Here is an 11,450-nt window from a genome sequence, read left to right on the forward strand (position 1 = left end):
GTCGATTGTTTCTGAATCATTTCTATTTTCGGGGTTGCCACATGCAATCAGCATGCTACTAAAACACACTGCTGTTAGGTAAAACATTGTCTTTTTCATAGTGTTCGTTTCTTGTTTACATTCAATTAAGCTGCCTTTTTGCATAAGGTCAAAAGCAACATTCATTAGAAAAACGATCTTCGGTCCCTTTCGTTCTAACAATATCATATTCAGGTATTTTCTACGGCACCATCCCCTATTTAGAAAGCGCTGACGCGATTTTTAAAGCTACAAACAAGTAGTTTCCTGTCCAAAAAGAGTATTTATAACAGCACGAACATTTCAAAATTAAATTAATTTTGAAAAAACGAATCCACATTATTGACTATGATACCAAGGCAACAAGAAACGAAGGCATTTTTCGCAAAGCAGCGCAGCGCTCCTTTAATTAGGTGTTCTAATTATTTTACTGCGATTTCGGCTATTAATGGCAGCGTACTGTTGGACAATTCTCCATTTTCCAACGTAGGGGCATGTTTCAGGAAAGTACCTGCTGTTTTCGTTCATAGAAGTCCCAAAAGGACAATGTAACATAATAATTACCAAATAATTACGTTTTAATTAATACACCTCGCAGCAATGCGTTTAAAGTATGAGCTCGTTAACATGTCGAATCTAACTCATCTCCCTGTGTATACAAGAGTGGCTATCCAATCGCACGGCCATTTACTTATCAGCGGACTTAACAAAGAAATCATAGCTGTAAGCGAAAGTGTAAAAAAGCAGCTAGGCTTTCAGGATACGATCTTTTTGGGAACTTGCCTAGATTGTTTTATAAATGCTTATTTCGACGACGCATCCAGCGAATTGTTACGTTCTATAAATGAGGTCATTAATTTCTCTTCTCCTCGGAAACTAATTATTATCGAGTGGCAAGGCACTAAATACTATGTGCACATTTATGTATACAACCAGCAACTTTATCTAGAATGGGAGGAACAAAAAAGCGAATTCGTTTTAGCCTCCGAGATGAACGAAATTGGATTTCTCTATGAGCAAAAAAAACACGATATCTGGAATTATCTTTGTAAATCAATCCACAACATTATTGGTTTCAGCCGAATAGCCATATTAAGAGTTCCGGAGTCGGGCACTAGCAAAGTCATTTCCGAAATTCGAGATGCAGGACAGGATAGTATCCTAGGACAGGATTTTTCAAATGGCTTCATGGATGAGAAAACGATCGAATATTATAATGCTCGCCCGTATATATATTGTCCCGATTTAACCCAAAAAAAGCAGAATTTATTCGCTATTCGCGAAAATATTGATCTAGCCGCTTGTATGTTACGCCCATTTCCGCTCTCCCACCAATACTACCTGCAGCAGAATGAGGTGCGCTCCGCTATTCATTTTGTTATCACAATAAACGATCAATTCTGGGGACTAGTCATCGCCCACCACAATAATAAAAAAACGATAGACTTGCAAAAGCGAAAACTATGCAGTTTTATTGTCCAAGATGCGGCAGATAAATATTTCGGTTTTATCAAACAGGAGCGCCTAAAACACTTTGAACAGTTAAAGAAATCCGAAGAAAGGCTACGTGTGTCGTTGCTAGAGCAAAAATCTATTGAGGCTGGATTGCGTCGCCATATGGACGTTCTTTGCGCTGGTGCAAACGCTGATGGGATCGCCGTTTATATGCATGGCGAAATTTCATCGCGTGGACTATGCCCCTCTGAAAGTCAGATTTGTCAAATCGTAAGTTTTTTCCGTAACCAGCCCAAAAGACCGCTCTTAAAAGATCATAATTTTCGCTTGAGGCATCAGCAGCACATCGACGGAAAACTACCATTCGCTGGTTTAGCAGCCATTTGTGTTGGAGGGCAGGATGACCGTATAATTCTTTGGTTTAAAAAAGAAACCCAGAGCCCGATCACGCGTATCCGTACCAAAACACGCCAACATGGTGCTACTGGGTTTGAGTTCGAACAGCAAAAACTTATCGATACAGCGATACCGTGGGATGAAAATGAGATAACTTTTATGCGCAGCCTAGATAAACTAATAAGCGATGTCATTGTTAGCAAATCGAAGGAGCAAGAGCGTGCAGGCGCTGAGCTGCAAGTATTAAACAATGAACTCGAAATGCTCACTTTTACATTGTCACACGATTTAAAAAACCCGCTTTCTATAGTTAAAATGGGCTCAGACATTTTAAAGACAAAAAAAAATATGAGTCCTGAGTTTCTCAGTAAATGGCTAACAACCATTAACAGGGGTGTTAAAGCAATTGAGACGCTAGTTGACAATACGGTCGAATTAAGTAAGAACCGGACCCTCTCCTACTCCAAGGACCTTATTCCAATGTCGCATACAATACGTTCGCTGTGCCAAGAGGCGAAACTTGTGCACAGTAAGGGGAACTGCACGTTCCTGTTAGGACCACTACTCCCGATATTTGGTGAAAAAAGTGCACTGTACCAAATTTTTATGAACGTTATCGGCAATGCCGTCAAATATTCCTCTGAAGTACAGCAGCCACAGGTTGAGATCTTCAGCAAAAAAGAAAATGGCGACACGTTTTATACGATCAAAGATAACGGTATTGGTATTCCTAAGAATGAATTGAAGAAAATATTTGAAATGTTCCATAGAGCCTCGAATTCTTCCAATTTTACAGGCTCTGGCGTGGGTCTCTGTTTAGTCAAACGCATCGTTGAACGGCTTGATGGAGCAATTTCGATAGACAGCGACATCGGGCGGGGGACAGCAATCACACTCCGGTTCCCAAACTTATAACGTCTTAAGCGCCATATAGGCTATTCGAACGCCAGCGTTGATACCCCCAAGGTCCGTCCACGCAAAATATAATTTATCGTCCACAATTTCCATTTGTGGAAACCCAGACTTTCTGTTGGAAGAGAGTTGATGAATCTTGATTGCTTCGCCCAGCTTTCCGTTATCGGCTACAGTTTGAGCGTAAAGAAAGGTCTGCTCAGCGTCCGATTCCATCCAGCTAACTATCGCTCGATGAGGATCGATCATTTTTACGTCAACTCTACCTAAAGGGTGTGTTTTGCTGAGCGTAGTCGACTCGGAAAACGTAGCTCCGGCGTCCCTAGAAAAGGAGACGTTTACTTTAGCTTTACCGCCAGCTCCCGTATACCATGCAACGACCATCGCACTATCGATCGCATCTGCTTTGGGGCCATTTACAGGACAACCCGCAATCTTCCAGCCATCTAAATGAATCGGTCGAGGTTCGGTCCATCGATCGCCAATTCTACGTGTGATGACGATATCGCGAATATTATCAATTGTACAGTCTCGGTACAGCACTACCGGGCCGTTACTAGTCAACGTCGCTGTGGTTTGACAACACGTGCATGCCATATGATCGAGAATAACTTCGTTATTTATATTTCCTTTAAGATCTATTTCTGCCGACCTCACATTCATGGCACCTTCTTGATTACTATGGTTGTGGTTATGCCCTCCTTTAATATTCCTCCCATCAAGCCAAGTAACGAAAAACGTTGTATCATTAAGTGGAAGCATAGAAACAAATCCATGTTCGCTAGCCGTACCGTCGGTATTCAAAAGCCTAAAATCAGTCACCGGGTTAACCTTATTTTGTACGGCAATTTTGATGTTGTACGCCATTTTGGTTGCCCCAGGATGATTCTGCAGAAAATGCGTTAACATATTCTCGCCCCGAACCGCGATTGTAGGGTAATCTGCCCAGTTGATAAACCAATCTTCTCCTGTTGCTAAGCTCACCTTGGAAACCAAGGTAGTGTCTTTTATTTCCGCGGCTGACAACCTTGCCTTACCAGGGACAGAAACAGTGTCTACCCAGCTAAAATAGAGCTTTTCCCCCTCAACATACAGACTTGGAAGTGTCGCATTAGGAACGTCAAAAAACGCAATTGAATGAACGCCTTCTGACGATCTCATTTTTTTATTTTCTGAGTTGCAGGCGCTGAAAATCAGCAAAAAAATTACCATATAGAAACAATATATATTTTTCATAAGTTCTTTTTTGTTTAGTATCCTTCCGTTTGCGACATTCCCGTTGCAGCAATTTCTGCTGCTGGAATCGGGTATATGGTTTTAGGCGAATCTGTTTTTATCGTAAGGTTATTGCTATTTATCCCCGTGTTCACGTGCTCATCCTGTACACGGACGATATCACGACCCGTTCGTATAAGGTCATAAATTTCGTGGCCCTCCAGCGCTAGCTCTTTTCTACGCTCCTTATAAATCCGCCTAAGCAGAGCGCTCCCGGACTCTGTGGCTTTGTAGCTTTGAAAATCATCTGTCCGCCGCGCTACCAATGCATTAAGATAACGAAGAGCATGCAGTTCGCCGCCTTTGGCCCCGTTAGCACAAGCCTCAGCAGCGATCAGATATACCTCAGAAAGTCGGATTACAGGAATATTGTGCATACTTAGACCTGTCCCCCCAGCACGGTTGACGTATTTGATAAAACTATTTTGTCTACCTTCTTTGTCGTCCGCTAATAATTTCACTCGAGGATCACCGGGATATTCAGTCAGTAGTTTCACAAAACTATTCGTTGCCAACACATCCCCCTGACCGCCATTATGAAAATCAAACTGCGCCCCTAATCCATTACTTCCCGATGAGTTATCTTCATTCACACTAAGCTCAAAAATTGATTCTGAGTTAAAGTCTGTCAAACCGTAATTTTCGGAAGACATCAACCTTGACTCAGGTATAACCGAAAATACCTTATCCGCATCTAGTAGAGCGTTATTCCAATCTTGTTTATAGAGATATACTCGGGCCCGCAGCGCATAAATCGCTGTCTTAGTAATATATTTCGAGATGCCTTCTGTGAAGGTATTTTCCTGGATCAACGTCTCTGCCAGCTGGAAATCAGAAAGGATCTGGCTAAATGTTTCCTCCAGACTGCTCCGTGTGGAGCTAGTCTGTCCGGGGATAAGTACAAGAGGAAGACCTTGTGAACTTCCCCCCGCTCTTATCCAAGGATAAGCAAAAGTACGTACCAAGTCAAAGTACACCATTGCTCGAAGCGCATATGCTTGCGCTTTAATCTGTTTAGCTAAAACCTCGTCGCCTTCCGCCTGATCGATATGAGAAAGAATTAGGTTTAAGTTTCCGATAACTTTATAACACTGTTGCCATAGGTCTGCAGCACCCCCGTTATTATTTGGACTTTCTTCGTAACGGTACTCTATTAGTTCATAATTACGCGGATTGTAGATTGTCTGCACAAAACGAAAGTCAGTGCTTTTCACTGCGGCACGTTTTTGTAGCAATCGTCCTAAATAATTTGGTGAAGACACCTCATTATACGAGCCTGTTAACAATCGATTTAATTTATCAACAGAGCCTGTGACCAGGTCCTGTGAGATTACGTCATCTGGTGTCTGATTCAAAAAGTCCTTGTCGCAACTAGCAGCAAGCAAGCTTATAATGACAATTGTATATATCAAAATTCTTTTCATTGTCGATCGATTCTAATCTATTAAATACTAAGTTGTATCCCTAGCATTATGCTACGGGACGTCGGTGTTTGGAATAAATTCACGCCATTGGCGATGGCTTCGGGGTCGTAATCGTCAATCGCGGTCCAAAGCAGCAGATTATCCGCTTGAAGATAGACCTTGGTTGCCTGGAACCATTTGTTGTTCGGAAAATTATATCCCATTCGCAGATTGCGGAGTTTTAAATAATCTCCACTATAAAGGTGCCGCGTCGACACATCATTGGAAAAGCTAGAATTACCATTTATACGTATGGGTACGCTTGTATTGGTATTCAGCGGAGTCCATGGATTAAGCTGTGCTCGTGTAGTTGTAAACTGCGGGTAAAAACCATCGTCATCTCGTTTAAATGCAGTCCAGTCATATGCTTTCGCCCCTATCCCGTAGGTAAATAATACTGAAAGGTCAAATCTTTTAATCTTAATTTCGCTGGAAACACCGCCTTGGATTTTTTGTAATGCACTTCCGAAAATTCCAAAACCGGCCTGTTGAGCGTCTGTTGTTTTCTCTCCTGTGCGTCTACCTTCTCTGAGAACATAATATTCAGCAAGGCCATTTTGGTTATTTACTCCGGCGTAGTCTCGCAAGTAAAATGAGTTATAGCTCTCACCAACCTTGGTAACAATCGGATGTTGCCCATTTGAGGCGTCATAAGTAGGAATGATATCTGCGCTAAGTTTAGTGATTTTATTATCCAGGAGAGCGGCATTCAGTGCGAGCGTCCAATTGAAGTCCGACGAATTTACCGGTGTGTAGTGAAACGAAAATTCCCAGCCCTTGTTGACCATCTGTCCATAATTTCGCAGCTGGCTTCGAAAACCTGTCGTCAATGACACCGGTACATTTAAAAGTAGATCATCTGTTTTCTTTTGGTAGTATTCAACCGAGAAGTCAAATTTTTCACCTATACGCCCATCAATTCCAACGTTCCCATTCCGACTAAGCTCCCAAGAGAGGTCGGGATTGGCGAGCTGTCCATAGGATAACCCAGACTGGGAAGCGTATGATTTCCCGGCGGTAGAAAAGAATGCTAATGATGCATAATACGCCGAGGGTAGATTCCCATTGGTACCGTAGCTCGCCCGGAGTTTTAAGAAAGAGAAAAAAGACTCTTTTAGGAAAGGCTCTTCCGATAGCACCCATCCTCCGGAAACCGACCAAAAAGTTCCCCAGCGAGAATTAACACCAAAGCGCGAGGAGCCATCTTTACGCAAACTCGCTGATAGGTAGTAGGTATCATTGAACGCATAATTGAGCCTACTGAAATATGAAAGCAACGAGTAATTTTCCGAATTCCCGTTCCACGACCATAACGTTCCGATACTACTGGAGGATAGCAGTTCGCTATCAAGTATGTCGTACCCCGAGTTATTGATAGACTTCATGTTAGACTGTTGAGACTCAAAACCAAGTAATGCATCAACACTATGCGCTGCATAATGCCGTTTATAAGTCAACTGACTGGAAGTAGTCGTCTGTAGCACCTGCCCCTGGGCGACGTAAAGTACTCCATTCCACTGGCCGCCTCCGGCGCCAAACTCTTTATTATCGTAAAGCGATTCTTCTAAACTTTGATGATCTATACCAAGCGTCGTTCTAAATGCGAAATCGGACGGCAAGTCCAGATCTACAAAAGCATTCCCCCGAAGTCGCATATCTTTATTAAGATACTCACCAACTTCAATTACGCCAATAGGGTTTGCATTTTTTTCAATTTGGTTAGGTAAATCGGCAATTCCCATATAGCCATTTTCATCCCAAATAGGTGCGGCCGGAGGCAATACACGGGCCATATATAGGGGATTTAATCCGCCCACGTATTCACCGTCATATTGCCCCGAGTTACGTTGCGAACTAGCGATGGACAAATTTGCGCCGATCGAGAGCCAACTTTTCGCCTTGTTTCTTACGTTGAGCCGGCCGGATTTCCGTTCGAGATCAGATCTAATTATTGTTCCTTTTTGTTTCACATAATCTCCCGAAAGGAAGAAGTTCGTAGATTCTCCGCCTCCGCTTGCTGCAAGAGAATAGCGCTGACTTGACCCTAATCGATAGATCGCATCAAGCCAATCGGAATTAACGGGCTCAGAACCGTAAACAGCGCGATAATCTTGTTCCGCTTTGCTTTGGTACTTCGCATAAAGGGCCGGATCATTGTACACTCTAACATATTCAGCTCCTTCGTTATTCTGAATATAGCTATTCAACTGTCCCATTTCCCATAGGTCCTTAAACTCGGCATTTGTAATAGTTTTTTCTTCAGTGAGATTGTGCAAAAGTCCTCCCTCAGCTGAAAAGTTAAGTTTCGTTGCTCCTGACTGCCCCTGTTTTGTCGTAATAACAAGAACACCGTTCGCTGCTCGAGAGCCATAGAGTGATGCAGCCGCCGCATCTTTAAGAACAGTTACACTCTGAATATCTCGGGGATTAATCGAAACCAATGGATTGACGTTTGTTACAGCACCGTTACCGCCGACACGTGAGTTGTTATCCGAGTTCATTACAACACCATCAAGCACATACAACGGCTCTCGTAAGCCGTTAATCGAACCAATCCCTCGTATCTGCACATTTGAAGCTCCGCCTGGTTGACCAGTCGTATAGATGTTAATACCCGGAACATTTCCCTGCAATGCGGTTTCAAAGCTCGCCGCAGATGTTTTCGTTAGCGTTTCACTGTGAATCTGTTGCATTGAACCAGTAAAAGCACGCCGAGAAGACTGTCCGTACGCGGTAACGACTAATTCATCGAGCTCATTGGTTTGCTCATAAAGCACAACATAGACAGTTTCTTGATTTGTTACGTTAATGTGTTCCGACTTATAGCCTACATTAGAAATGAGAAGCGTGTCACCGGACCTTGCCGAAATCAAAAAGCGACCATCGAGGCTCGTTTGGCGGGACTGATATGAACGCCCTTTGACTTGTATTGTCGCCCCTGCGATGGGTTTATCTTTGCTATCTTTTACTAACCCTGTCAACCTCAGTTGTTGGCCAAACGCGTCATTCCCAAAAAGGAATAAAGTCACTAGTATCAATGTGGCATACCAAATACCACAAAGTTTATTATACCCCTGCATAAATTCAGATAATATGCGCTCATTTGGGATTCACGAGTACAACCCGAAAAAAGGCCCGTAGAGCGGATCTAAGAAAAATGTTTAATAAAAATGAATATTATAGACCTAAACGCGAACGGTACAGGTCTTATAAATAGTGTTTTATGCGGCTTTTGGCGGCATGAAGGGCTGACTTTGAAAATTGAAATTGTAATGGGTATTTACGTACGTGTATGATTGTATTTCGATTGCTGACACCGGAAACAGCTGAACATTAAAACGTTCAATCCAATCGATCTGCAGCAGTGTATAATCAACGAAACTTGAGGAACCACGTTCAGATTTTTCTTTCTCCCTAGCTTCCGCCATTTTTTTTGCGAGGTAACATTGACCATCACAGTGCAACATGGGTTTATCCTTATTGATACAGAAATACGCTGTAATTTGTTCGATGTTCGAAAGATAAAAGAATACTGGGATGAATGGTTTGCTTAGAACAACCACTGCCATGATTACAAGAAATAATCTCCCAAACTTCATAACCTGCTAAAGATGTGCGACAAATCTAACTATTCATCGGTTGAAAACAAAGGAGAAACCAATAATTCATTGCAAACACATCAATAAAAGCATGGGCCGAGAAAAGATTTCGTGGGCCCATGCAATTTTAAACATATAGTTAAGGTACTATTCCGGCTTTTGGTATTTTAATATCTGGCCTTTTTCTAGCAATGTCTTCTTAAGCGTGGGATAGTTGATGTTCTGCACCGCAGCGTCTTCGTCGATCGCCTGAGCAGCCGCTACCGCAGCACTTTCTCCTAAAAGCATAAATACAGGTTCCATCCGTATGGAACCGAAAGCGATATGTGAGGAGGATAAAGACACCGGAACAAGTAGATTCGTACACTCCGAACGTTTTGGGGTGATGGACTTATAAGAAACAGGATAAGGTTTAAATCCTCCAATCTCAACATTTCCTTCATTCTTCACCATCCCGTCAACTACCAGCCTGTTTACATTATGGCTATCCATGTTATAGGCCGCCATACCAATAGGATCGTTCACGATCTGTCTCCCTGTTACGTTGTGTTCAGTCATAACATACTCTCCGATCATACGCCTTCCCTCGCGGATATATAGCTGTGGTGTGAAGTTGTTATTATCAACATATTCATCTTTGGGATATCCCCATTTTGAGACAAAATCACGAAGCTCTTGAGGCACACGTTCGTCGCTTACATAAAAATAAAGCAGGCCTTTGGTGTAATCCAAATGATCTTCGAAGATCGATTTACGTTCCTCAAAAGAAGCCTCCGGCCAGTTATGATTCGCACCGATCATATCCGTAGAAAACCCACCCCGATTATTAACATCCGTTTTACGGCCCGGCATTTTTGTCCAAATAAAGTAGCTACTAATCTTTCTGTCATTAGGCTGGGCTTGAAACAACCGAATAAGAAGCTCATATTTTTTTGGATCATAATTTTCAGGTTTAGTTATAGGAATCATGTTTTCGACACTGTCGGTCAAACAAATACGGAAATTATACGCCTGCACACCTTTATCTCCTGTACCATTTTCTACAAACTCTTTATCACCGATCCCCCAGAGAAGTCCACTGGTAGAGTCTCCTGGAACAACATAAGGACTGACGTTGTCGGGAAACTGGTGATAACCGGAGGTCTTGCGATAAACGGGTAAATGGAACCCACTATATGTCTCTTTGTAAACGCTGTTATCTTCTCTTCCTACGGTGTAGGAGACGCCTGCTATTGCAAGCAAATCACCCTCATAGGAGCAGTCAAGAAAAACCTCACCACTTATCTCTTGCTTTTTACGCGTAGAACCGAAGGTATTTACCAAAATCAACGAGGTAATCGTTGTATTTTCTTTACTAATACTTTCAATTCTTTTGTTGGCGATGATTGGAACATTCGCCTCATTTATGTAATCGTCGAATACCTTGGAAGCCGCGCTAGGTTCAAATTGCCAAGTTTCCTCTTCACCATAAATATCCCCAAGTCGTTTATAGAAATCACGGGATAGCCCGCCAATAACGAATTTATTACCTATATCCGTTTGCCCGAGACCTCCGGATGAAAGGCCCCCGATATGCGTGTCGGTCGCAATTAGGACAACAGACTTGCCCATTTTCGCAGCAGTATGTGCCGCCACCACGCCGGCGGAGGTTGCGCCATAAACAACGATGTCGTAATGTTTGGCTTTAGGATTAGTACCTGCTGATACGGGTACCAATACACAACTTAGGTATATCAATATTATTAATATTCTCATGTCCGTTTATTTTTTTTATGTTTTAATAACCTATTGTTTTGTTTAATAATTTGGATTCTGCTCTAAACTTGTGTTCACTTCCATTTCTAGTCTAGGAATCGGCCAAAGGTAATCCCGGTCGGCGTCGTAGGTACGGGTTTCAATCACTCGCATTTTCCCCTGATTCGCCACATTATCATAGTTCGGTGTTCCGTTTTCATCAATCGAAGGCGCCGAGGCAAGGAGCTCGCCGCGGATACGCCCGCGAAGCTTTCCTGGCATCACCTGATGGGCGATCTTCCAACGTTTGATATCGAACAATCGAAGACCCTCTGCTGCAAGTTCATATTTTCTTTCTTTGCGAACAGCAGAGCGAAGTTCCTGTTGGGTCTTCCCTGCTTCAATCGGAGGCATCTCTACGGAAGGGCGCTGTCGTACCATATTGATGGCATCGTAAACAGACTGATCGATTTGATTAGCTTCGATTTTCGCTTCGGCATAATTTAATAACACCTCAGCATACCTAAATAATATAATGTCAATATCAGAATTTGCTGGACTATCACGATCAGCGATGTCTGCATATTTACGCCACAGA

General features: G+C 42.7%; 7 protein-coding genes. 1 reads left to right on the forward strand and 6 read right to left on the reverse strand.

What is annotated here, in order from left to right:
- Positions 1-645 precede the first annotated feature (645 nt).
- Complete coding sequence (locus tag HP439_RS14700) at positions 646-2,784, forward strand: sensor histidine kinase (protein WP_172391095.1); 2,139 nt, start codon at positions 646-648, stop codon at positions 2,782-2,784.
- Here the strand turns inward: HP439_RS14700 and HP439_RS14705 are convergent.
- The 6 genes from HP439_RS14705 to HP439_RS14730 all read right to left on the reverse strand — a co-directional run.
- A complete protein-coding gene (locus HP439_RS14705) occupies positions 2,779-3,942 on the reverse strand; it encodes a hypothetical protein (RefSeq protein ID WP_172391096.1) in 1,164 nt (387 codons plus the stop codon). The genes HP439_RS14700 and HP439_RS14705 overlap by 6 nt on opposite strands.
- A gap of 89 nt (positions 3,943-4,031) precedes the next feature.
- Entirely contained in the window at positions 4,032-5,480 is a 1,449-nt protein-coding gene (locus HP439_RS14710; RefSeq protein ID WP_172391097.1) for a RagB/SusD family nutrient uptake outer membrane protein, read from the reverse strand.
- Positions 5,481-5,500: 20 nt separating this feature from the next.
- A complete protein-coding gene (locus HP439_RS14715; RefSeq protein ID WP_172391098.1) occupies positions 5,501-8,599 on the reverse strand; it encodes a SusC/RagA family TonB-linked outer membrane protein in 3,099 nt (1,032 codons plus the stop codon).
- Between the two features lie 141 nt (positions 8,600-8,740).
- Positions 8,741-9,118 (reverse strand): hypothetical protein, encoded by a 378-nt coding sequence (locus tag HP439_RS14720; RefSeq protein WP_172391099.1) that lies wholly within the window; start codon positions 9,116-9,118, stop codon positions 8,741-8,743.
- Positions 9,119-9,265: 147 nt separating this feature from the next.
- Positions 9,266-10,873 carry an FAD-dependent oxidoreductase gene (locus tag HP439_RS14725; protein WP_172391100.1) on the reverse strand — a complete coding sequence of 536 codons (1,608 nt, stop codon included), beginning with the start codon at positions 10,871-10,873 and terminating at the stop codon, positions 9,266-9,268.
- Between the two features lie 42 nt (positions 10,874-10,915).
- The coding region (locus tag HP439_RS14730) for a RagB/SusD family nutrient uptake outer membrane protein (RefSeq protein ID WP_172391101.1) at positions 10,916-11,450 on the reverse strand (535 nt) is incomplete at its 5' end.

It is taken from the genome of Sphingobacterium shayense (genome assembly GCF_013179575.1).
GTDB lineage: Bacteria > Bacteroidota > Bacteroidia > Sphingobacteriales > Sphingobacteriaceae > Sphingobacterium > Sphingobacterium shayense.